The following is a 23608-nucleotide window of genomic DNA, read 5'->3' as shown; positions in this document are numbered from 1 at the left end:
TTTACTTGACGTGAAAAGCCGTAAAATTTAAAATATGAAAACAATAAAAGTTAATTTGTTAAATCCTCCCACAGTAAAAATTTCTTTTTCTGGGCGGCATTGAGATTGAAGAATAGAGCCTTATAAATTTAATTATTTACATGTGACTAAAAGACTTGTTGGAAAAAACTCAACAGAGAATAAGACAGTAAATTCTACCCAACTTATCATTCAAAATCAGGAAACTTCAAGGGTTTTAAGTGAAATGTTCGAGAGAGAGAGAGAGAGAATAATCGTAAAATTAAAGTTTGCTGAGGACAAATTTTCAGTTGAAAACGACGAGCACAACAGCATCAATATAAAGGAGGTTGCACAAATAATACCTATGCCAATTAGAGATTTAAAAAAAATAGACTCGGACAGTTTTGCTCTTAATGGAGGTATTATTGATAGTATTATCCAGCAAATAAGAGAAGAAATCACTGATGAAGTAAGGGGCGAAATTAGTTGATGAGAACAAAATATTCGAGCTAGGAGAGATGGTATTAACCCAGGTAACTTTAACGATCTTGAACTGGAAAATTATGCTAATAAAATTTTGGCTATTATTTATTGTAAAAAAGCTCTGCTTAATGCAAGAAAAATTGATGAGAATAATAATTTAAAGGAAATTGAAACGGCTTTAAATGATTTAAGAGAAATCGAAAGAGATAGTACGGGAGATACCGGTTTAGACGAGATAAAAAGATGAGGTGATACAGTTTATAGAGCAGGTGAATTAGTTGATGAAATTGAACGGCTGAATGAAATATTTTATAAAAATAAAAATATGACAATAAATTTAGAAAACCACAAAGGAAATAATGCTTCGGTACATATTGGTCATGTTCTGGACGATTATGCAAATTATCTGCAACATACTATCTCTCAAGCAACAAATCAGAGTGTAGACAATATTGATGGAAATTTTGTAGAAACTGCAATAGAAGAATGACTAACTTTTGCTTTGGGAAATACTGGGGGAAGAAAAGACCTGACATGACTTATAACTAATGCGGGAGCAACTCTTCATGCAGACACTGATGGAGGTATTCCACAAGATATTAGAGACATGCTTACTGTCCTGGATAATAGGAATGATTTGCAAGATGCTTTAAAAGATTTGTGCGATGATAAGAAATTAATCGAAAATGCTAAAAATGTTTGCAAAAGAACCATACAGGCAATTCCTAATAATCAAGGAGAACGAGCCGTGTTGGAGAATATGGTTGATACCGGAGCTTTTAATTTGGCTGACTTATACTTTTTAAATAAGTTAATTGCAGATTTGTTAGGAGATGCAGCTGATATTGAAGTCGAATTTAATAGACACATGCTTGGAGACCCCGCTAATGCACTTAATCCAGCAGTCAATGATAGACCCATAGAGCGTGGTGGTGATACCTATGGTGGTGTTCAAAATATTTATTTTTGACGTCGAAGATGATTTGTTAATTTGCTTAGTGATAAATTTAAAACAATTCCAATTAATAATGACAATATAGTTCGCACTCTTGTATTTAATGGAACAGCAACCGATCCTAATTGCCCTTTTAGACATCATCTTAACGTTGCTTGGGAAGAAATGGCTTTAATGATTCGTATCCTTCAAGAAAGAAAAGTATTAGAAGCCGAACTTGGAGATCGAGGACTAGTTCGTGGCAATGATGAAATGAATCAGTTGCTCGCAGCATTTGGAGTTTCAGTAGTTGATAATGATGGTAATTTTTGAAATAATTTCCGAAATGCTAATGAGGTCAATAGAACAAGGTTAGGAAATGAAAAAGTTCGTTTAGCAAAGACTTTTAAGGTAAACAATTGAATGGCCATCGGAGGAACCGGAGACATTGATGCCCACAACGCTAACCAAGACCAAGCCGTAGTAGTAGGAACCAGTGCAGCGGATGGTTTAGCCGATGATGGCACAGCCCGCCAGTGAAGAACGGGAAATGAAACTCGTCCTAATGCTTTCCGGGACTACGCTAACATTCTTGATAATGATGTCTTTAACTTAACAGCAGACCCTAATGCCAAACGGGATTACTTACAAGATATTCACAAGGAAATTGCTATTCGACGGATTACCATGTATTTAGCCGATAACGGAACAGCGCGCGAAGTAGTAAATGCTGCTAATTTACCCCAAAGACAAGCAGCCGATGCCGCTGGAGGAAATACTTTAGCTTTATCTACGGCTAATGATTATCGAAACTATCCTGTGTTTATTCGTGGAATTGCCCGGGACGATTACAATGAAAACAACCTCAATGGTTTTGTGGTGGAAATCACTGGCAAGATTAACACTGCACGCTCAGGATTAGCGATAGCTGGTTACCGCTTTACCGGTAACCGCATTGATGCCAACTGAGGAGGTGCTGGTCCGAACTTAGACGCTTACACCGCACGAAACATGAACGCAGAAACAGCCGCTTTAGTTTATGCCACTTACCAAGCCGAAGGAGATGTGATGCAAGATGGTGACGCTACACCAGGTCAAATTACTTATAACGGAAACAACTACGCTTTACGGACTCCGGATGGAATGCGGGATTACTTAGAAGCCAAAGGCATACGAGAAAATCCTTTGAAAAACGATGGAAACGAAGCTAACCGCTTGTGAACTCATGACGGGGGGGGCCGATCTTTCCGTTGCCGAACAAGTTTTATTCCAAGCTGCTCAACGGGGAACTCTGGATACCAACGCTTCTAAACATGCTGCTGCTATCTTGTTAGCTCACTTGCGAGCTGCTAAAGGTAACGCCACCTTAGACGGCGGGGGAGCTGGAACAGCAAGAGCTAACAGTTGAACTTCCGATGATGCTAACGCCCAAGCTGCTATTGCCGCTGGAGATTGAACTGGGGGAAGAGATGCAGTTCTGGAAGACTTTGCTAAAGCGACAGCCGGCACTGACAAACAAAAAGCTTACACTGCTGTGAATGCCATTACTGGTGACGCTGCTCAGCATGCTTATAATAACCTTTGAGATATTTTCTTTACTGATCCAAATGGTAATGTTGATGATGCTATTGCCGACCCTGGTATCAAAAATGGTTGAAAAGTTAGTGGTTTAAGTCCAATTCATGGTGTTGGAGTAACTGACAGCGAAGCCGACCAAGCTTAGGCTAATGGTTGAAGAGATTTACGGGTTGGTGGAGCAGCAGGAGATGCTAATACTAAAGGAGGAGAAATTGCTAATCCTGACCCAGAAAATAAAAGTTTTTCTTATACTTCTTATGGACAAACAACTAATGATGTGCGTCCTCATGAACAAAATAAGAATTATTTAGACCAAGCACATCGTGCTCTTGCTAATCCTTATATACCACCACAAACTGGACCAGATCATAATGACGCTATCCAAAGAGTGAAAGATGAAATGCAGAAATCACCTTCGGTTAGTGATAGTGAGTTAAACACTGAATTAGGGAAAAATAATTGAATAACTTGACTTCGTGAGACACAAACTCAAACTGAATTAAATGCCCGTGAAAGCCAAGCAATTAATGCTGTTAAGGAAGCTCGCCGAAAAAAAGAAAATCCTCTACCTCCTCCACAGGAAAATGATTTAGACCGACTTCGCCGTGAAGCCATTGAAGCCGTTAATCAACACTGAAAAGATAAAGCCAATTCTGATAGCAAAGTTAATAATAAAGACCAAAATACAGTATTAGGAAGCAACTGAGAAAGTGGAATTAGCGGAAAAAGCACTCCCGGTGAAATTACGGCTGAAAAAGATCGCTTAATCAAGTTGATTGATGATGAAAAAGCCAAAGAAGGTTCTGGTCCTATACCAGGTGGTCCTTCTTATCCAGACAATGGCGACTCTGGTAGTGAAGATAGTAGTAATAGTTCCGGAGGTAAAACTCCTCCTGGTGACAAAGATAGTGGTAAACCAGGCGATCAAGGAGGAGGCACTGATGAAGGTTCAGGAGACGGTTCATCTGGCTCCCAAGAAGAGCAAATTATTCAAGAAGAAGGTTGACAAAATATCACCTCAGAAACAGTAGGTACAATTATTAGTGAACTTGATTCTATTAATACTCAAGGTGGAAAAGATAAAGATGATGGCTTGGACAAAGTTAAAGAAATATTAAAAAAAGTAAATCAAGCCAAAGGTAAAAAAGAGTTCAATGAACTTGCAAAAACTTTACAAGAAGAATTAGAACAGTTACAAAAAAACAGCCAGTTAGTTGCCCAAATGCAAAGCCTTAAAAAGGAAGTAAATGAAGCCATTCAACACTTGGAAAATCTAAAAAATAAAAAACCGCAAGACCAAGAACAATCACAAGAAAATTGATGAAAAAAACAGTCAACTGGAGTCAAAGCAGCAATTATTTTCGGTATACTTGCCGGAATTATTTTAATTGGAGTGATTATTAGTCAACTAACAAAGAAAAGCAAAGAACCAGAAGAATAATCAAAAAAAACACATAAAACATGTCAAAAACATTTACTTGCTGTGAACTAATTGAAAGAATTAAAAATTCCCTAAGTTGAAAGCACTGAAAAGAGGAAAACAAATATAAAGCAGTTGAATTTCTTGAAAAGGCGTCAGTAAAAACTATTCCTGATGGAGTGAATGAAGAAGGATTGGAAAAAGTTATTTATGACGAACTTTTTTGCGAAAAATGTCAAAAATGGTTTTCAGAGCAACAAGAAGCACAAGATAAAATTCTAGATGTTTGAATTGAAAAACTGAAATCAGAAGGTAAATTAGAAGAGGAATTCCTTAAAAACTCAGACGACATTAAAAAAGACACAACCATGGATAAAGTTAAAGAAATGTTAAAAGAAGCACAAGCCGAAGCAAAAGAAAAGAGGGATAAAGAGTTGAGCGAAAAAAAGTCTCGCCCTTTTTGGAGCAACCCTCAAGGAAAGAAAGCACTCTTAATAGGCGGTATTATAGTTATTATTGTTAGTGTATTAAGTTTCCTGTTAGGTTATTACTTTGCTAAAAAGCGTAAAAAGCAATAATATAAAAAGGTTAAAATATGTGAAAAGATGTTGAAGTTGAAGGAGAAGTAGTAAAATGCTATCGTTCAAGAGTAGAAAATCTTAACCTTTATCGGGTAGAAGTGAGTGAAAGTGGACGTATCACTAGTTTTTACAGCGTTTTTCCTCTCAGAACAGGAATTACTTGTAAAACAAAACTTAAATCTAATGGTCGATTTCTTTTTTTAGTTTCTCCTCTCCAAAGAGAAAAAAAAGATAAATCCATTTCTGAATATGAGAAAAAAATAAATAAAAAAACGTCTAATAGTTATTCATTGGTTCCGATTATTTTCCGTTCTCTATTTATATTATTTTTGTTAGTTTCAATTGTTCTAGGAATATGATTTATTTATAAAAAAATTTTCAAAAGAAAATAGTTTACAAAATTTTTGGTAGTGGTAAAATCAGTAGATTTATTGAGAGTGAGTTTTGTCCTAATAAAAATACTGATAATCCTAATAGGTCTCAATATTCACCTTTTGCTCATTATATTACAAATTCATACTATAAAATTATAATATGAAAAGAAATCTAAGTTTAAGTTTAGAACCAAGTGTTTACCAAACCCTAAAAAATACTGTTCCTAGCGGACAAATTAGCCCCTTGGTGAACAATCTCTTAAAAGAATACTTAAAAAAACAAAAAGAGCAAGAACTAAATGCTGCCTACCAAGATTTTGCCAAGAATAAAAAACTAAAAAAAGAATTAGCAGTTTGAGATGAAGTCGTGGGCGACGGAATTAGCGATAATGAGTAAATTAGCAGTCAAAACTTACAAAATGTGTCCGCAAGGCTTTCCACACCAAGGAGAAGTTTATAAAGTTTATTTTAATCCCAAAAAAGGCAAAGAAATCAGCAAAATCCGCCCAGCACTAGTAATCAGCAATAACAGTCAAAATGAGTTTGACGACCAAATTGTCGTTGTGCCTTTGACTTCTGAATTTAGGGAAGTGAAAAAAGAACGACCTTTTACAGTTTTAATTAAGGCTGATAAAAAAAATGGTTTAGAGAAAGACAGTAAACTTTTACTGAATAGGATTCAAACTATCGATGTGAAATTACGATTACGAGATTATGTTGGTTATGCTAGTTTTGAGATAATAAAAAAAACCCAAGAAGCGTTAAAAGTAGTGGCAGGGATAGATTAAATTCTGGTGAATATGAGAAACTTAAAGAATTTAGTGGAGCGAATGCCTGTGAATAAGAGATATATACCTTTAATAAGTATTTGAAGAGAGGTTATTGAAAGTAAATTTATCAGAAAAACATGAAAGCACCAAAAACTATTATATAAAACAACTAACAATTATTATGACTAGAACACTAAGCATTGTCATTAAAGAAAATACTTATCAGGAATTAAAGCACAAAGTTGGTTATGGAAAAATAAGTTCGTTTGTTAACCAAGCTGTAGAAAAAGAGTTAAAAGGATTAGTTAACGAACAAAAAAGAGAAAAAGAACAATTAAGAAAAAAGTTAATTGCGGCTTATAAAAGAATGGCTAAAAATAAGAATCTTCAAAAGGAATTAGCGTTGTGAGATAGCATATCAGGAGACGGATTAAATGATAAGTAAGAAGCCCAATAATAAATCACTTCCACTTCCCAAACAAGGAGAAATGTTAAACATTCCCCGACAAGGGCAAATCTGACTAGTAAAATTTCCCCCTACCAAAGAAGACCGCAAACCAACTCGTCCTTGTCTAGTAATTAGTGATAATATTCAGAATCAATACGGCATGGACTACAAACTTCACCCACAAGCATTCTATACCAGTCGTTTATTAGACTTTAAAAACCTTCCTGAACCAAGAAATAGTAAAGAAGTAAACGACTTGTTTTATAATTCGTTAGGTTCTGTAGCTACCTTTGTAACTGCTAATGAGTTTTCTAATAATTTAGATAATTTTGATATTAACCGGTCAAAAACTTCAGAATTTGATGTTATGCAAGAAGACCAAATCTTAGCCAATCAAACTAAAAGACAGCTTTCTCTTGATACTCAAATTAATACTAATCAAGGAGAAAGCAAATCACCAAGAATAATTATTGAAGAACAATCACCTTACCAAACTGAACCAATGAAAATAGACGACTCTGAACAGACTGCTTCTACTGGAATTACTGGAGAACTTAGTCAACTTAACTTTTTAGTGGAAACTAGCGGAAATTGAACTAATATTCATGCTCCAACCAATCAAAAACAAGCTATACAAGAACCTGAGTTTTATGCTTATTTGAGGGATAAATTAAACTTAACTCCTGAACAAGTTTTAAATGATAATAGTATTAATTTAGTTGATTTAAAAGAGCAGTTCAGGGAGTATCAACAAAGGCAAGAGTTTCAGGCCAAATTCTCCAACCTATTTATGGCACCTCTGGTTCAAGCAAAAAATCTCTAACCATTACTAAAATTCTTACATAGTGATCATCAGTTTTCGTGATAAAGACACCGAAAAACTTTTTCGCTGAAAGAAAAATCCTAAATGAGGGCAAATTGAACAGCGTGCTTTGCGAAGATTAGAGTTATTAGATGCTGTGCCTAATTTAGAAGAATTAAAGAAAATTCCTGGTTTAGATTTACACAATTTAAAAGGAGACTTGACTGGATATAAAGCAATCGACATTAACAAGCAATTTCGCTTAATCTTCATTTGAGGTAAAGACAATCACGCTTATAAAGTAGGAATAATTGATTATCATTAAAAATGAGTATTATGAAAAAAAACCAAGGGCAATTTATCAAACCTATTCACCCCGGAGAAATATTAAGAGAAGAATTTTTAATTTCTTTAAAGTTGTCACCAGAAAAGTTGGCACAAGATATTAAGTTACCTTTAGATAAAGTTCAAGCAGTAGTTCAAGAAAAAGCAAGTTTAGATATGGATTTAATTTGTCGCTTAGCTGCTTATTTTGATATTTCAGTAGAATTTTGGTGGAATCTACAAAAGCGTTATGAATTAGGTCTAAGTATTTGACAAGGAGAACTAACTAAAAGAAAGCAAGAAATTAAACCTTATAAGGAAATTCATTCTAGTTTTTAATTAAGAGGGTACTTATAAAATTCCTCTTCTGACAGTTGAACAGTGATTAAATTCTTAATTAAAATTGCTTGCTCCTAAAGCCACATGAAACTCCAACCCCACCATCTGACCCAACTTCGCCAAAGGTTCTTCCGAAAAGAACTATCCGACATTTTCGAAACTAGCGAAATGACCTTGTGAAGATGGGAAAATCCAGTTAATAAACCTCTTCAAAAGAAAGGACCCAAGCCAAAAGTCAACCAAAATACTTTAAAACACCTTGGCTTTTATCTCAAAAGAAATAGCGACTTAAACCAGCGGGAGATAGCCAATTATTTATCCCAGCAAATAAATCAGCCCATTAGCCAGCAAACAGTTTCTCTTCTCCTCCGAAAATCTAATATCACTTATAAGAAACTTACTTACCAGTATTCCGAAAGAAAGAAGCATAAAATGGCTCAGGAAGTATGGAGATTCAGTTCTTTGATTAAAAGATACATTCCCACAGGCATAGTTCCAAGTAAACTTTTAGCTCTCGATGAGTGTTCTTTTCACCTCAACGAAGCACCAAGGAGAGGCTATTCTTTAAAAGGAACTAGAACAATTTCCCAAAGACCAGGCAATAAGGGTGTTAATCATACTTTGATTTTGTGTATCCAGTTTTTAGAAAGTCAAGGGGTAATCCACTACAAGCTAATTAAAGGCGGACTTAAAACTCAATCTTTTCATGATTTCTTACAAGGGATTAATCTTTCTAGTCAGGAAAAACATTATCTCTTTTTGGACAATGCCAAAGTTCACCACGCCAAAAAGTCTTGTTTAAAACTGGATTTGCCTACTGTTAGGGATTTATTAGCTAGCAAGAATATTGAACCTGTTTATTCTGTTCCTTACACTCCTGAATTAAATCCAGTAGAATTATGCTTTAACATCATTCGCCAAAGCGTAGAAAAGCAAAGACCAAGAACCTTTGAGGAATTAGAACTAGCCATTGATAAAGTAGTAGCAGAACTACAAAAAGAAAATTTTATTGAGTTTTTCCGCCATGCTTTTGCTAAATTGACTGCTTGGAGAGTATTTTTCAATCACTAGACAAAAACAATCCTTCTCGACTGGAAATTGAAGCCCGTAGAGAACAAGCTAGATTAGAATTTCGAGAAAGACTTAAAAATATTAATGTACCTAATCAACAAGAATATAACATTTAATTTTGGTAGGGTTATAGTTTAATAACAAATAAAGTTAAAATTAGTTTATGAAACAACACAGTCAAATTATAGAAAAAGAAAATCAAGCAATAGAAAAGATTTTAGAAATAATAAATATTTTTATTTCTGATGTTGAAAAACCTATTCCAAGTCAAAATAGCCTAGATCACATAAATTGATACAAAAATAGTGGAAGCCTTAAAAGAACCAGCAAGCATTTTGAATAAAAAAATATTTGTTAATAGATTTTTGGCGTTTATTTTGGAAAAATAAAACACACTATTACACTATTATGAGAAGCAGCAAAGTTTTTTTAAGCCATAAAAGGAATTAATTTATAAGTTTCATTACTTTTTTAATTTTTTTCAATTTTTGCTGGGCAAGTTTTTGACAATAACGCCGATTTTTTTCCAATAAATCAGCAATTTTGGCTTGGTAAATGGGGAATTTTTCTTGAATAGTTTGGAGTTTATCACAAACTAGTTCGGCCAATTTTTCTTTAAATCTACGATGGTCCAAACTACTTGCTTCTTTTTCTGCTTCTTTTATTGTGAGTTTTTTGAGCAAAGCATAAATAAGCAAAAGATTAGAAGTGCCAAGTTTATCCTTATTTTCTGGATCATAATAAATTTTTTTTTCTGAATCTGTTACCGCTTTCTTAATTTTATCTTTGATATCTTTAGGTTTATCAAGTAAGGCTAAATAGTCCTTTTCACTTCCGCTTTTTGACATTTTTTTTTCTGGGTTTTGGAGACTCATTATCTTGCTTCCTAATTGAGAAAATTCATTAAATATTGGTAATTTTAGCAAGACGACGTCTTGTTTATTTGATGCTCAGTAAAAATTATTGAATTTACGAAAAATATCAGTGGCTAGTTCATAATGCTGCTGTTGGTCTTGACCAACAATTATTAAGTCTGCATCATAAAGAAAAATATCGGCAGCCATCAAAACAGGATAAGAAAACAAGGCCAAATTTCCAGTTTCGTGTTTTCCTTTTTTTTCTTTATATTGAATCATTTTGTTTAATTCGCTTACAGTTACCAAAGGAGATAAAAGCCAAGCCAGTTCCAGGTGTTCTTTAATTTGGGATTGAATGAATATTTTGCAGTCTTCTTTCAGACCACAAGCATACAACAAAGCAGCAATTTCCTTGGCCTTTTCTTGATAATCCATTCCTTTTTGGGGAACAGTTAGAGCATGTAAATCGGCAATCATAATGATTACTTCATATTCTTCTTGTAATATTAAAATGTGTCTTATTACCCCTAAATAATGTCCTAAATGTAAAGTTCCGGTGGCTTGAATACCAGTAAAAAATCGTGGTTTAGGTTGGTTTGTGGACATATATAACTTATTTTTTTACGAACATAAAGATGAAACAGGATAAGTAAAAATAAGTTATAAAAGTTATATTCCTAATCAGGCAAAAATAAAAAAAATAACTATAATATATATATATATATATATGAAATTTTCAATAACAACAATAAATAATAACACTATCAAGTACCAATTCACCAAGTCGGACAACAGCAAACTAACCCAAAAAGATTTTATTAACTTATTAAAAGAAGGAGGGCAAGAAATAACTGAAGCCCTTAAACATGCTAATTCGCAACTAAAATCTGCCTATTTCTGGGAGTGTCCGCCAATAACTAAGAATACCTTAAATAAACCCTTTGAATGTGTGGTAATTAAGAGTAAAAGTTTAGATGGGATTACTCCAAACCATTCGCCCTTTCAAAAACACATTAACGATAAAAAAAACAGTTTTACAAGCAATAGTGGAAATATTTTAATAATTCCTCTGCCAGAAAAGAATGAAAACAATGAAGAATTGGATTACAAAAATCTAACTAGTTTTATCCAAAATGTTCCTGATACTAGTGAACAAAAACAAACTTTTTGGCAAGAAGTTGCTCATCAATTAGAAGCAAATTTAGAAAGCAACAATCCTCGTTGATTATCTACGCACGGTTTAGGAATTTCCTGGTTACATGTCAGGATTGATAAACAGCCAATATATTATTCTTGGAATGAATACAAGCAATTTACAGAAGATGATAACAAAGATAGCCAGAATGACAAAGATGGCAAATTGCCTGATGATAACAAAGATAGCCAGAATGACAAAGATGGCAAATTGCCTATTCCAAATAATAATCAGCCACCAGTAAATCAAGACAAAAAGCCAAATCTTCCAACCGAAGAAAATCCTTCATTTTCAAATAACAATTCTGATTCTCCAACGCCGACTGGTTACAATAGTAAAAAACTAAAGCCAGATAAGAAAGATGAAAAACCAAACTTTGAAAATGACTCTACTAATCAGAAAATCCAGGAAGTTAAACAAACTAATTCTGATAGTTCTCAGCCCACCAACTCAAATAGTTTGCTATGAATTGTAGGAATTAGCGGAGGAGTATTAGTAGCAATAGGTTTAGGCATTTTCTTCTGATTGAGAAAGAAAAAATAAATCCTTAACAAAAAAAAACAATTAATATTGACATGAATATATTTATTCGTCTACAACATCCTTAGTTGTTTTTTTTTTTTTGTTTAAATGGTGGAGATGAGGGGATTGAACCCCTGTCCTTTAAATAGTAATAATTAGGACTACAGCTTATTCAGTTAAGAATTTCCTGGCTTAATATTAACCGACAAATATTTATTAGCCAAGCAGTTTATTTTGAATAATTAACAAAGGAGAAAATAAACAAACTCTCTTTGCTAATTCCCTATCATTACGAACTACTTGAAGGGAGCAAGTAATAAGAACTAGTTAAGATTAAACTCTTGCGTAGTTAGTTCTGTAGTTGTTATTCAACAAACTTACAGGAATATTTGGACTTTCGTCAATTTTGTTATTATCTTGATTTTTTCAAATTTTTGCTGCCCTAATTACCAACTGAATTAAGTCAAAACTAACATCCCCATTTAGAAGCCGTTATTTTGTCTACATTAGAAGTAAACATTTTAATGCTTCATAATATTATTTTTAAGGGTTTTATGATTTATTTTTTCTTTTCATTTAATTAAAAAATAGGTTAACAAAGAAAAAACCAGACCAGCCACCAAAATTGTGCCGAGCAATCAGAGAAACCGAGAAACTAGACTATGAGAATAATTAATATCTTTCTCATAAGCTTGCTGACCCATAATGCGATAAAAGAAAACATAAGGATAATTGCGAGGAAATTCATAGGATAATTTGTTAGGGTGAATTCAATAATTACTAATTTTTTCTCGAATGATGACAAAAAGAAATCAAACGGCTGGATTTGCTAAAATGCTGACTATGGTTGTACGAAACTTTTTTCTTAATAAATCTACTTGACTGAACTTTAAGAAATGATAAAGAATAATAAAAGGAACTACAATATGAGAAATAGCAATATTAAATCAGAAATAAGTTTGGGTTTTTACTGGTCAAGAATTAAAGAGAGTAATAACTCGGTGGGGATTATCAGTATCCGGCACATAAATCCATTCTACTTTCCAAAAATAGTAAATTATAAAATTAGCTAAAAAGGCTAAAATCATTAAGAGATTAGCAATTAAAACGGTTAAATCAAAAATTTGTTCAAAATAACTCTTTTTTGCTTTTTTTGTTAATTTATAAATAACTCAAATTATTGTTAATCAACCAACTCAGATACACCACCAAGAAGAAATTCATAACCAATAACAAATATTACTAGCCGAAGCAAAAGAATACTCTGAACGGCGAAATAAATCCAAGTGAGCCGCCATAGTTATACAACAAAAATGTAATAAACCTATGGCGGAGAGCAGAAAGATATTTTTCTTGCTTTTCTTTGGCAATAATTTATTATTCATAATTTTGGAGGGACCGGTTGGATTTGAACCAACGAAATAGCAGATTTGCAGTCTGCTCCCTTAGGCCACTCGGTCACGGTCCCATAAATTATTAAGCAGAAGTGGCAATTATAGTCTTTGCAATGCGAGGAGCGATTTTTGGAGGAAACAAATTTTCCCACACTTCTCAGTATTTACTGACTAAAATAATTTTTAACTCTTTGCGAACTTCAACTGGAATATCTTTAATGTCTCTTTCATTCTTTTTAGGGATAAAAATAGTTTTTAATTTACTACGGTGGGCCGCGATAGCCTTTTCCTTTAAACCACCAATCGCAAGCACATTACCGGTAAGAGTAATTTCCCCTGTCATTCCTATATCAGTAGGAATAGTTTGTTTAGTTAAAGACGAAAGAATGGCCGTAGTAATAGCAATACCTGCACTTGGTCCGTCTTTTTTTACTGCTCCTTCGGGAGCATGAAGATTAAAGTTACTTTTGTTAAAAGTTGCTAGATAATTTTCAATTTTTTCTTTTTCTACTTCCGTATTAGTCTTGTCTTTAGATTCTTCTAAATAACTTCTAACATAATTAAAAGCTACTATTACTGATTCTTTCATTACATCGCCTAAACTACCGGTTAATTTTCCTAATTCTCCTTTTCCTGAGTGATAATTAACTTCAATAGGCAAAATATCTCCTCCTACTTCTGTCCAAGCCAGACCATTAACCACTCCTGGAGAAGGATTTTCTTCTTTTTGAGTAAATTCGTAAATAGGTTTATCTAAATAATCTTCACTCTCGATGATTTTTGGAGAAATTTTTACTTCTTTTGTTTCTAATTTATTTTTGTTTATTTTAGTACCTAAAATAAAGGACCAAAGGATTTCTCTAATTAAACGATTTAATTCTCGCACCCCGCTCTCCCGAACATAATTATTGATAATAAATTCGATACTTTTTTTAAGAAAATTAATTTTAAATGCTTCTAGTTTATATTTTGCTAAATTTTTGGGTATTAGATAATTCTGAGCAATGGCTAACTTTTCCAACGGGGTATAAGAAGAAAACGAAACTATCAACATTCTGTCTAGTAAAGGTCGCGGGATATTTGAAAGATTATTAGCCGTACAAATAAAAAGGGTTTGAGACAAGTCAAAAGGAACTTCTAAATAATGGTCAACAAATTCTTTATTTTGCTCCGGGTCTAAAACTGCTAACAAAGTAGAAGAAGGATCGCCTTGATAACCAGAAAAATTATTAATTTTATCTATCTCATCCAACAAAATTACGGGATTTTTTACTTTTACTTTCTTAAACGCTTGGATAATTCCTCCGGGCATGGCTCCGATATAGGTTCGACGAAATCCTGATATTAAGGCCACATCTCTGATTCCTCCCAGAGAAATATGAGCAAATTTTCTTTCCATTGCTCTAGCAATAGATTTAGCAAGTGAAGTTTTTCCGGTGCCGGGGGGACCAACAAAACAAATAATTTCTCCCAAGGTTTCACCAGTATGCTGAATAGTTGACAAAAGTTTAAGGATAGTCTTTTTACTTTTTTTTAAGCCAAAATGTTCTTGTTCTAATATTTGCTTAGCCTTCTCTATATCTTGGTTTTCTGGAGAAACTTGGGTTGGTAATCAAGGAAGAGTCATTAAAAGGTCAACATAATTACGAATAATATGTGCTTCTCCAAAATGTGGAGGCATGGTTTTCAGTTGCCCAATTTGTTCCCGGACCACATTTTTTACTTCCTGAGGAAAAGGTTCTTGTTCTAATCTTTGTAAATGTTTTTGTTCTCAACTTTTTGCTCCTGAACCTTCAAGTTTTTCTAACTCCTCTTGGGCTTTACTAATTATTTTTCGGTATTGTCAAATTTTTTCTTCTTTTTTGGCTTCAGCATTCACTCGATTATTAATGTCTTTTTCTACTGCTTTTTGTTCATTTTCTTTAGGAGGCACTTCTAAAAGATAATCTAATCTTTGGGGTAAATAGACACTTGTCAAAATGACTTGCTTATGGTGACGAGGCATTTCCTGATTGATTTGGGCTAAGAAATCAATAAAGTTGCCTAAATTACTCATGGCTAAATAATGAAATTTTTCCGCAAAATCTAAGTTAGTTTTTTTTAAAATATTAGGTAAATGAGCAACAAATTTTTCAGTTAACTTAGTTAAAACTTTTTCATCTCGGTTTTGCTCTGGCTCTAATAAAACTTGGTATTCACTTTTTCAAATATTATTAACTTTTTGTGGATTGATAATTTGTACTCTTTCTAATCCTTCTAATTGGATTTCTTGGAGCGAATTAATTACTAACTCGGCATTGGCTTCGTGGGTTAAATCTAAAATAATTTTTCCTCAGGTTCCTACGAAATAAAAATTATCTAAACTCTGAATTGTCCCCAGGTCAGCAATTTTTTCTTTACTAGAAATAATTAATAATTGTCCTTGGTGTTCTTTTCAAGCCTGAATTAAAATTGGTTTTAATTTTTCGTTTTCTCCTACTAACGGTAAAGAATAATTGCATTTAGGAAAAAGAAAAAATCCATCCGTTAGTAAAAGAGGTAATTGTAATTTTGGTTCATTGATTGCTATTTCTGACATAATTTTATGGCGGTCCCGACGAGAATCGAACTCGTGTCCTCTCAGTGACAGCGAGAAGTGATAGCCACTACACTACGGGACCAAAGGATATTTATTTTTTATGACAAAAGCAAAATTGTCATTAAGTAATTTTTAACCATTTAAGAAGTTTTTTTTATTCTTTAAATCCACCAGTGGCTGCTTTAATAATTAGCCAAAGAGTAAACATAATTCCAAAAGGAATGCCTACTAAATACCCAAATGCTTTGGGTTTGCTTCAATAAGTAATAGTAGTTTGGTTATGCTTTTTAATAGTAACTTTAAACCCTTCTTTTCCACTTTTGATTATTGCCACCATAATAAGTATTAAGAAAAACAAAACTATGCCTCAGTAAATTCATTCTCAAGTTTTAAATTTCATATAAATAATTTTATCTAGCACTAAATAAAAAAAGACAAATATCTCCTTCTTGAATAATATATTGAGAACCTTTGCTACGAATTTTACCCTTTTCACTTAATTGCTGTTCATTGGGGTAAATTAATCAGTCTTGATAATTGTACACTTGGACATAAGCGAATCCTTTTTCAATATCAGAGTGAATTAAGCCTGCGCATTGTTTAGCGCTCATTTCTTTACTAGCCAGTCAACTTTTGGTTTCCTTTGGACCAGCAGTAAAAAAAACTTTTAAGTTCAATAGTTCTTTAATTTTTTCGGTAAGCGGACCAAGATTAGCAGTTTGTCATTCTATTCCGAGTTCTTTTTTTTCTTCAACAGATAAATCTAAATATTCATTTTCAGCCTTCACTGAGAGAGGAAAAAAATAAATTTGCTTTTCCTTGGCGTAATTTTCTAGTTCCTTTATTTCTGCCCCTTGATTATAATTAGCAATAATAATTACTGGTTTGATTGTTAATAAGTTGTAACTTTTGATGGTTTTTTTTTGTTCAGCAGTTAACTTTAATTGGGAAAGAGCCGAACCATTCATTAAATTCTGCTCTAAATAAATTAATATTTCTAGTTCTTCCTCAGTTTGTTGCGGTTGTTTTTTTTGTAAAGTTTGTAATTTTTGCTTTCGTTTTTCAATTTGTTGCAAATCAGCAAGAATTAATTCACTTTGAATAATTTCATAATCGCGAAGAGGATTAACACTTTTCTCTACGTGCTCAATATTAGAACCAGCAAAGCAACGGATTACGTGACAAATTAAATCTACTTCTCGGATATGGGAAAGGAATTCATTACCCAGACCTGAACCTTGGGCTGCTCCTTTGACTAAACCAGCAATATCTACTCATTCGATAACACTAGGAGTTATTTTGCCACTCTGAAAATTTTGGGCTAATTTTTCTAAACGAAAATCAGGAACAGGCATTATGCCATGATTAGGCTCAATAGTCGCAAAAGGGTAATTAGCGATTTCTTTTAAAACTTCTGTTTGGCGGGTAAAAAAATAAAATAGACTACTTTTTCCGATGTTTGGTAAACCAACTAAACCAATTTTAATCATTATTTAATTGCTAAAATTTCAATTTGGTGCTTATCTTTTCCCTGATTATTGAGAATGTCACCAACTTTTTTTCCTAATAAACTTTCACCACGAGGGCTATGCATGGAAATTTTTTGGGGTGGATTCGCTTCAATTTCATCAGTTATTTCCACAGTTTTTTCTTCTCCAGTATTTAATATTTTGTAAGTAACCATGCTTCCTAATCCAATTAATGCTTTATTATTAGTTTTTTGGCAAATTTCAGCATTTTCTAACAAAAAAAGTTTTTCCTGGTATTTGCCTGTCTTTTCTTTTAACTTTTCTAGTAATGCCGTAAAATCACCATTTTCAGTAAGATCAGAATCAAAACCACTTAGTCCTAACTCTTCAGAAGTTTTTTTTATGGTTTTTTCTAAATCCGCTATTTCTTTTTGCAACAAAGAATAACTTTCAGAAGTAATTTTAATCTTTTTCATATTTATTGTTTCTATTTTTATTGTATAGGGTAGAAATTTTATTTTTAATCTCTTCAGTCATTAGTGATTATTTTTAACATGACCTTTTATTACTAGTTCATTTTTGTCTACATGCAAAAAGATATGAACATAAATGAAAATTAAAGAAGGAACACCCAACAATAAACTTAGTAATTCTTAGTCAAATAGTAAACAAGAATTTAAAATAAAATAAAAACTTCATATGATTGCAACAGAAGAAATTCAACAAATGCAGAAATTAATCCAGTTGCTAGAAAAGTGGAATTATGAATACAATGTTTTAAATCAGCCAACGGTTGACGATAAAATCTATGACCAAACTTTTCAAGAATTAAGGGACTTGGAGAAAAAATATAGTTTGGTTTTGCCCAATTCACCCACGCAAAAAGTTGGGAGCAAAGTTAAAAAAAAATTCCATTCAATTGCTCACCAAATTCCAATGCTTAGTTTAGAAAGTACTGATAATTATAAAGAGTTAGTACGATTTGATGAAAGAGTAAAAAAAAAACTCGGACTTAACGAAATAGATTATCTTTGCGAACTAAAAATCGATGGTTTATCAGCTAGTTTGCATTACCAAAACGGCAAACTAAGCAAGATGATTACTCGTGGAGACGGATGAATAGGAGAAGATGTTAGTGTCAACCTTCCTCTAATTCAAAACTTGCCAAAAAATTTACCGGAAGCAACTAAAATAATTGAAATCCGTGGAGAAATTTACATGAAAAAAGAAGAATTTCAACGCTTAAATAATGAATTAAAAAAAAGAAAACTGTCTCTTTTAGCTAATCCCCGAAACGCAGCAGCCGGAACTTTGCGAACTTTGATTCCCACCCAACAAAGAAACTTAAACTTTTTTGCTTACCAAATTTTGAGGCATGACAACGATAAAGTTAATGAAACCAGTAATCAATTAAACTGCTTGGAAAAGTTAGCCAACTGAGGTTTTGCACCTAGTCCTTATTATCGGATTTGCCATAGTTTAGAAGAAATTCAAAAGTATTTTCAAGAAGTTAAAGAAAAACGGGACAATTTAGAATTTGAAATTGATGGAATTGTAATTAAAGTTAATAATTACGAGTATTACGAAAAATTGGGTAATACTAATCGTTTTCCTCGCTGAGCCTTTGCTTACAAATTTCCTGCTTCGGTTGCACTGAGTGAAGTTAAAAACATTCAAGTGGAGATTACCCGAAGCGGTCGAGTTTCCTATGTCGCACAAATCGTTCCTGTTTCTTTGCTCGGAAGCCAAATTAGCAAAGCCACACTTCATAATTATGGCTTCATCAAAGAATTAAATCTCGCTATTGGTGACCGAGTAGTAATCAAAAAAGCTGGCGACATTATCCCTCAAGTAGTACAAGTAATTAAAATGAATGGACAAAATACTTGCTGAGTTCCACCCGCTAATTGTCCTTCTTGTTCTGCTTTGCTTACATGAAATCAAGAACAGATTTATCAACACTGTCCTAATGAAGATTGCTCTGAAAGAAACATTAAGTCCTTAACTCTTTTTGTTTCTAAACAAGGAATGGATATCAAAGGGGTAAGTGAAGCAATTATCCGCAAATTGTACCAAGTTAATGTATTAAAAACTCCAATTGATTTCTATCTCTTAGAACAAAAAAAATCAAAATTGTTAAAAATTGAGGGCCTGCAAAAAAAATCAGTTAATAATCTTTTAAATAACATTGAACAATCGAAAAAAAAACCTTTTTTTTGTTTAATAACTGCTTTAGGTATTCCTTTATTAGGAGGAGTGAAAGCACGCAAACTTACTAGCATTTATCCTAATCCAAGTAGCCTTCTTCAAGCCATTGAAAAGAATGAGTTAGAGCCGATTGGCAAATTCCTGGGAGTTGAAACTCAAAAAGAAATTACGCATTATTTCCAAAAGCCTAAAAATTTAGGAATATTAAAGGATATGGAGCAGTTTAATTGCTAATTTTTTTATTACTCTTTCAGAACGCTAATTATCTTTAGGAAGTGCTGATGAGATAAAGAAAAAGCAATAAAAATATCATATAAAAGCTTAATGTGTGGTTTTCTTTTCCGTTTCCAAGTAGCATTGGTTCGTTTTTTATTTAAATTTATATTTACGGGGCTGTTGGAATGGTCAGACAAGCTAGGCTTAGAACCTAGTGCCTTTAAAAGCGTGAGGGTTCGAGTCCCTCGCCCCGTACCAATTTATTATGGAAAAAGAAGTAAAATGAACGGTAGGCTTTTTTTCGCTAAAAACTTGCTTTCTGTTTTTTATTATTTTTGTGTTAATTTTAGTTATCTTATTATTCAAGATTGCTTTTTTATTTTTTAGAAAAAAAGATTCAGAAACTACCGCCTATAAATTAGGAAACTTTAGTCTTCTATCTTTTGCTCTTTCTTTTTTTTGCTTTTGTTTATTGCTTATTTGACTTTTATGTAAATTTTGGTAGTATTTTAACTATTTAGTAAAAGGAAACAGCAAAGAGTTTTTATTTTGAGCAGGAATTCTTATAACTCCTTTGTTTCTTTTTGCTTCTTGTCCTTTCTTTTTACTTCTAATTTGGCGAAAAAGTAAAAAAGTTTTTAAAAGCGCCAAATATTAATTATTTTCTGTTCTTTTTTGTTATATTTGTTTCACTTATATTTTTTTCTTTTTTTCAGCAAAATAAGTTAATAACTTCTGCCTAAATAAGCATAATTATCAGCCAAAGAAGAGCAAAAGATACATTTTTCTTTCTCTTCTGATTTTTCAGTCAAAGACAAGCAGCGAATACTATAAGCCGGTATTTTTTGAGGAATAATTTTTTCGCAATCTAAATTATTACAAAAAGGAATTAAAAACAATCCTTTCACACCTTCATTTACTTTTTTTTCTAACTCCGAAAAATTATTTACTAAAAAAATATGTTTATCTCGAAAATTAGCACTTTTTTGATAAATATTTTTTTGAAACTCTGCTATTTCTTGCTTAATAACCTTAATAACTTTGTCTCCTTTAAATCCTTTTTCTACTGAGTCCACCGCTTTTTCGTGTTCTGTGGTCAATTGTTCTTTAGTCTTATTCTCTAAATTATATTTTTCTAGATTTTCTACCAAATTGTTTTCAAAATTACGAAGAAAATTTTTCTCTGTTTCGCTATTTTCCAAACTAATAGTTATCTTTCTTTTCACATCATCCCTCCTTGCTAGGGTAATTATTTTTTGTTCCAGTTCATTTTTGCCAATTATTATTTTGAGTGGACAGCCTTCTTTATCAGCGTGGATAATATTTGATTTAGCCTGTTTGTATTTGTTATATAATTGGCATCGAAAAGTGTTTAGCAAGTCCTTTGTTTTTTGATAATAGTTAATTAATCCTTCGTTTTCTTCTCTCAAAACAAAAGCAATTTGTACCGGAGCAACATCAAAAGGTAAAATTATCCCTAATTTATCGTTATGAGTTTTGGCAATAGCCCCAATTGCTCGGGTAGAAGTGCCCCAAGAAGTAGAAAAAGGGTGTTGTGGTTGACCATCTTTATCTTTGTTTACGCTTTGAAATTCGACATTCATTGCCCGACAAAAATTATCTCCAAAATAATGACTAGTGGCTAATTGTAAACATTGACCATCTGGAAGCAAGCATTCTACGGTATAACTTTCCACTGCTCCTGCAAACTTTTCATTTTCACTTTTTCTGCCAGCAATAATGGCAAGGCACAAACTATTTTCTACGTAATTTTGATATTCTTGTCACATTTTTCAGGTAAATTCTTGGGCTTCTTTAGCAGTTTCGTGTAAAGTATGACCTTCTTGTCAAAAAAATTCGGTATTTCGCAAAAAAGGCTTGGTATTTTTCTCAGTGCGAAATACTTGGCACCATTGATTATAAAGAAAAGGTAATTCCTGATAACTTCGTAAAGTTTGCCGAAATCAATCATAAAATAATACTTCGCTAGTGGGTCGTAAAACTAATGACTCAGTTAGTTTCTTTTCTCCAATTTGCTGAACTTGAAAGAACTCGGGACTAAACCCTTGAATGTGCTGTTTTTCCTTTTGAAAAAAACTATAAGGAATTAAAGTTGGCAAACTAACATTTTTTATTCCATATTTAGCAAATTTTTGGTTTAAAATATTTTGAATATTTTGTCAAAGGATTAAACCATTGGGAGGAAAAATAAAAGAACCTTTAGTTGGTCCCGGAAAAAATAAACCACTCTCACAAAGAATTTTATTGTAATCATCTAATTGTTTATTCACGAAAATCTTATAACTTAATTTTTTAATCTGTTTTTTATAATAAATACCAAGTGCACAGAGGTTAATTTTGCTCTTTATTTTTGTTTCTTTTTACTAATCAAATAATTAAGCCAATAATTGCTCCAATAATCAATAATCCTATTATAATTTCTGTAATTCCTGTTCCTCTATTTTTTGAATTATAGTTTCGGTAATTATCAGTTTTTTCGCTTTTTTCAGCTCCTTTATCAATTGCCTTTTCTATTTCTTTCTGTCTACTATTTAGTTGAGTCAAGGACTGGCTTTCATTCAAATAATCTTTTCAACGACCATTTGCTAAATGGGAAGGTAATTCTTTTTCAATTGAAGAAAAATAAATTGATTTTTCGTCTTTTTTGTAGTTAAGAATATCATTAAAAGCTTTGTTTTTGGCATCAGAAATTTTGGTTCAGTATTTTTCTAGTTTGCCTTTAAGTTGATCGTACTTGTTCATAATTTTATCAAAAGAGGAGCAATTATTGATTTGACTTTTCCAGTTACTTCCTAATGCTTGTTCGGCTTCTTTTTCGGAAAGATAGCCTTTAGTAATCAGATAATAATTTTCTATCATATTTATAGCTCACTGCTTTATTATCTTCTAAACTTTCATTAGCATCATTTTGTCTTTTTCTCTCCGAATCTTCCATTCACTTTTTATGTTCTTCCTCACGCTTTTTTTCTCGCTCTTCACTTTTCTTTTTTCAGTCTTCGTCTGTCGATTTAGTTTCATTTTTAGTCTCATTGCGGTTTTTTTTCTCCTGGCTACTAGTATTAGTTTGTCCTTCTGATTTTTTGGTGCTACTTTCTCTGATTTGTTGAGTTTCTTTTGCCATTTCCTTCATTCTCTCTTCTCATTGTTCTTTTTCTACTTCATTCTCAATAAATTTTGAAAAGCAAGGATCACTACAAAATTTTTTACCAGTTTTTTTGTCGATAATACAAGTTCGGGGGTCGTCTACTTCCACCTTGAAAAAGCACTGTTCGCAAGTAATAGGATTATCCCGATAAGTCGTCTTTTCCTGATTAATTTCATTACGAACAGCCTCATGTGCTTTGTCCATTTCTTTTCTGGTCTTTTCAAGCATTTCGTCCATTTCCTTTTTAAATTTCTTGTTTTCTTCATCCATTTGCTTTTTGGTTTGTTCGAGTTCTTTTGCTAGTTGCTCGTCTGATTCTTTACACCTCTTTTCAAATTGTTCTATTGCTTCAAACATTCTTTGTTGGCGAGCAATTGCTTCTTCCACTTCTCTTGTTAGTTCTTCAATGTTATTGTCTTCATTATTATTGTTTGCTGCGTCATTAACGATTTCTTGGACATTTCTTAATTCTCTTCTTAACTTCTCACTTTGTTGGCTGCTAAATCCTAGTCTGCTCATTATCTTTCCACTTGGTCGGTGTCAGTAATCATTATTAGTATTCAAGGATCAGTTTTCTTTTTCAGCAATAATTTTCTCAACAAATTTTTCTATAATTTCTTTATGACCTTGGGAAGTTAATCCACCCTGGGCAATATAAAAATGCTCGTCCTCCATCATATCTGGGTCAGTATGAACAAAATTACCCCGTGAGTCAACAACATAACTATCAAGATTGTTGAGCAAGTAATTTTTATTTTCTTCTCTATCTTGGCTCATGATTTAAAACACTACCCTCCTTTCTAATTTATTCTCTCTCTCTCTCTCTCTCTCTCTATCATTATTCGTCTTACCGAGACATTTTTGTCTATTCCTAAAATA

At 32.7% G+C, this 23608-nt stretch carries 26 protein-coding genes, 3 tRNA genes and 1 other RNA gene; 17 read left to right on the top strand and 13 right to left on the bottom strand.

Going from position 1 to position 23608, the window contains the following annotated elements; all coding sequences use genetic code 4:
* Positions 1-55 precede the first annotated feature (55 nt).
* The 14 genes from GvMRE_RS04590 to GvMRE_RS04530 all read left to right on the top strand — a co-directional run bounded on the left by GvMRE_RS04590 (position 56) and on the right by GvMRE_RS04530 (position 9467).
* Entirely contained in the window at positions 56-2728 is a 2673-nt protein-coding gene (locus GvMRE_RS04590) for a hypothetical protein (protein ID WP_147410094.1), read from the top strand.
* Entirely contained in the window at positions 2643-3140 is a 498-nt protein-coding gene (locus GvMRE_RS04585; protein ID WP_147410093.1) for a hypothetical protein, read from the top strand. The genes GvMRE_RS04590 and GvMRE_RS04585 overlap by 86 nt, the downstream gene beginning before the upstream one ends.
* Before the next feature lie 132 nt (positions 3141-3272).
* Positions 3273-4436 carry a hypothetical protein gene (locus GvMRE_RS04580; protein WP_147410092.1) on the top strand — a complete coding sequence of 388 codons (1164 nt, stop codon included), beginning with the start codon at positions 3273-3275 and terminating at the stop codon, positions 4434-4436.
* 20 nt (positions 4437-4456) lie between these two features.
* Complete coding sequence (locus GvMRE_RS04575) at positions 4457-4993, top strand: hypothetical protein (RefSeq protein ID WP_147410091.1); 537 nt, start codon at positions 4457-4459, stop codon at positions 4991-4993.
* A gap of 17 nt (positions 4994-5010) precedes the next feature.
* Positions 5011-5388 carry a hypothetical protein gene (locus tag GvMRE_RS04570; protein WP_147410090.1) on the top strand — a complete coding sequence of 126 codons (378 nt, stop codon included), beginning with the start codon at positions 5011-5013 and terminating at the stop codon, positions 5386-5388.
* A gap of 142 nt (positions 5389-5530) precedes the next feature.
* Positions 5531-5767 (top strand): CopG family transcriptional regulator, encoded by a 237-nt coding sequence (locus GvMRE_RS04565; RefSeq protein WP_147410089.1) that lies wholly within the window; start codon positions 5531-5533, stop codon positions 5765-5767.
* Positions 5760-6158 (top strand): type II toxin-antitoxin system PemK/MazF family toxin, encoded by a 399-nt coding sequence (locus tag GvMRE_RS04560; protein WP_172575258.1) that lies wholly within the window; start codon positions 5760-5762, stop codon positions 6156-6158. Before GvMRE_RS04565 ends, GvMRE_RS04560 begins: the two co-directional genes overlap by 8 nt.
* A 163-nt stretch (positions 6159-6321) precedes the next feature.
* A complete protein-coding gene (locus GvMRE_RS04555) occupies positions 6322-6585 on the top strand; it encodes a hypothetical protein (RefSeq protein ID WP_147410087.1) in 264 nt (87 codons plus the stop codon).
* Positions 6575-7411 carry a type II toxin-antitoxin system PemK/MazF family toxin gene (locus GvMRE_RS04550; RefSeq protein WP_147410086.1) on the top strand — a complete coding sequence of 279 codons (837 nt, stop codon included), beginning with the start codon at positions 6575-6577 and terminating at the stop codon, positions 7409-7411. Before GvMRE_RS04555 ends, GvMRE_RS04550 begins: the two co-directional genes overlap by 11 nt.
* A 22-nt stretch (positions 7412-7433) precedes the next feature.
* On the top strand, positions 7434-7715 hold the full coding sequence (locus GvMRE_RS04545) for a type II toxin-antitoxin system RelE/ParE family toxin (protein WP_147410085.1): 282 nt from the start codon (positions 7434-7436) through the stop codon (positions 7713-7715).
* An 11-nt stretch (positions 7716-7726) separates the two neighbouring features.
* The gene (locus GvMRE_RS04540; protein WP_172575257.1) at positions 7727-8053 is read left to right on the top strand and encodes a HigA family addiction module antitoxin; all 327 of its coding nucleotides are present in this window, start codon (positions 7727-7729) and stop codon (positions 8051-8053) included.
* An 84-nt stretch (positions 8054-8137) separates the two neighbouring features.
* Positions 8138-9124 carry an IS630 family transposase gene (locus GvMRE_RS04535; protein ID WP_147410083.1) on the top strand — a complete coding sequence of 329 codons (987 nt, stop codon included), beginning with the start codon at positions 8138-8140 and terminating at the stop codon, positions 9122-9124.
* Complete coding sequence (locus GvMRE_RS13535) at positions 9100-9240, top strand: hypothetical protein (RefSeq protein WP_172575256.1); 141 nt, start codon at positions 9100-9102, stop codon at positions 9238-9240. Before GvMRE_RS04535 ends, GvMRE_RS13535 begins: the two co-directional genes overlap by 25 nt.
* A 47-nt stretch (positions 9241-9287) precedes the next feature.
* Positions 9288-9467: a hypothetical protein gene (locus tag GvMRE_RS04530; protein WP_147410082.1), complete on the top strand. Its 180-nt coding sequence runs from the start codon at positions 9288-9290 to the stop codon at positions 9465-9467.
* Between the two features lie 103 nt (positions 9468-9570).
* On the opposite strand, the gene trpS is transcribed toward GvMRE_RS04530, so the two are convergent.
* A complete protein-coding gene (gene trpS / locus GvMRE_RS04525; protein WP_147410081.1) occupies positions 9571-10587 on the bottom strand; it encodes a tryptophan--tRNA ligase in 1017 nt (338 codons plus the stop codon).
* A 121-nt stretch (positions 10588-10708) separates the two neighbouring features.
* Here trpS and GvMRE_RS04520 point away from each other — a divergent pair, with 121 nt between their 5' ends.
* The gene (locus GvMRE_RS04520; protein WP_147410080.1) at positions 10709-11719 is read left to right on the top strand and encodes a DUF6940 family protein; all 1011 of its coding nucleotides are present in this window, start codon (positions 10709-10711) and stop codon (positions 11717-11719) included.
* A gap of 88 nt (positions 11720-11807) precedes the next feature.
* Here the strand turns inward: GvMRE_RS04520 and ssrA are convergent.
* The 8 genes from ssrA to GvMRE_RS04480 form a co-directional block, all read right to left on the bottom strand.
* Positions 11808-12178: a transfer-messenger RNA gene (ssrA, locus tag GvMRE_RS04515) on the bottom strand.
* Positions 12179-12219: 41 nt separating this feature from the next.
* A complete protein-coding gene (locus tag GvMRE_RS04510; RefSeq protein ID WP_147410079.1) occupies positions 12220-13083 on the bottom strand; it encodes a hypothetical protein in 864 nt (287 codons plus the stop codon).
* 5 nt (positions 13084-13088) lie between these two features.
* A tRNA-Cys gene (locus tag GvMRE_RS04505) sits at positions 13089-13166 on the bottom strand.
* A gap of 8 nt (positions 13167-13174) precedes the next feature.
* Positions 13175-15670: an endopeptidase La gene (gene lon / locus GvMRE_RS04500; protein ID WP_147410078.1), complete on the bottom strand. Its 2496-nt coding sequence runs from the start codon at positions 15668-15670 to the stop codon at positions 13175-13177.
* A 7-nt stretch (positions 15671-15677) separates the two neighbouring features.
* A tRNA-Asp gene (locus GvMRE_RS04495) sits at positions 15678-15752 on the bottom strand.
* Between the two features lie 72 nt (positions 15753-15824).
* The gene (locus GvMRE_RS04490) at positions 15825-16070 is read right to left on the bottom strand and encodes a hypothetical protein (protein ID WP_147410077.1); all 246 of its coding nucleotides are present in this window, start codon (positions 16068-16070) and stop codon (positions 15825-15827) included.
* Between the two features lie 10 nt (positions 16071-16080).
* Entirely contained in the window at positions 16081-17160 is a 1080-nt protein-coding gene (ychF, locus tag GvMRE_RS04485) for a redox-regulated ATPase YchF (protein WP_147410076.1), read from the bottom strand.
* Positions 17160-17615, bottom strand: coding sequence for a GreA/GreB family elongation factor (locus GvMRE_RS04480; RefSeq protein ID WP_147410075.1), 456 nt, complete (start codon positions 17613-17615; stop codon positions 17160-17162). The genes ychF and GvMRE_RS04480 overlap by 1 nt, the downstream gene beginning before the upstream one ends.
* A 223-nt stretch (positions 17616-17838) precedes the next feature.
* On the opposite strand from GvMRE_RS04480, the gene ligA reads away from it, so the two are divergent.
* Together ligA and GvMRE_RS04470 are read left to right on the top strand one after the other, a co-directional pair.
* The gene (ligA, locus tag GvMRE_RS04475) at positions 17839-19581 is read left to right on the top strand and encodes an NAD-dependent DNA ligase LigA (protein ID WP_147410074.1); all 1743 of its coding nucleotides are present in this window, start codon (positions 17839-17841) and stop codon (positions 19579-19581) included.
* A gap of 153 nt (positions 19582-19734) precedes the next feature.
* Positions 19735-19821 (top strand) — tRNA-Leu (locus GvMRE_RS04470).
* A gap of 255 nt (positions 19822-20076) precedes the next feature.
* Here the strand turns inward: GvMRE_RS04470 and GvMRE_RS13530 are convergent.
* The 4 genes from GvMRE_RS13530 to GvMRE_RS04455 all read right to left on the bottom strand — a co-directional run bounded on the left by GvMRE_RS13530 (position 20077) and on the right by GvMRE_RS04455 (position 23506).
* Positions 20077-20214 carry a hypothetical protein gene (locus GvMRE_RS13530; RefSeq protein ID WP_172575255.1) on the bottom strand — a complete coding sequence of 46 codons (138 nt, stop codon included), beginning with the start codon at positions 20212-20214 and terminating at the stop codon, positions 20077-20079.
* Positions 20215-20288: 74 nt separating this feature from the next.
* Entirely contained in the window at positions 20289-21854 is a 1566-nt protein-coding gene (locus tag GvMRE_RS04465) for an aminoacyl--tRNA ligase-related protein (RefSeq protein ID WP_147410073.1), read from the bottom strand.
* A 61-nt stretch (positions 21855-21915) separates the two neighbouring features.
* Complete coding sequence (locus GvMRE_RS04460) at positions 21916-22443, bottom strand: hypothetical protein (protein WP_147410072.1); 528 nt, start codon at positions 22441-22443, stop codon at positions 21916-21918.
* Positions 22415-23506: a hypothetical protein gene (locus GvMRE_RS04455; protein ID WP_147410071.1), complete on the bottom strand. Its 1092-nt coding sequence runs from the start codon at positions 23504-23506 to the stop codon at positions 22415-22417. The genes GvMRE_RS04460 and GvMRE_RS04455 overlap by 29 nt, the downstream gene beginning before the upstream one ends.
* Positions 23507-23608: the final 102 nt, after the last annotated feature.

The sequence above is a fragment of the endosymbiont GvMRE of Glomus versiforme genome (assembly GCF_003546845.1).
This window is presented reverse-complemented; position numbering and strand designations above follow the sequence as displayed.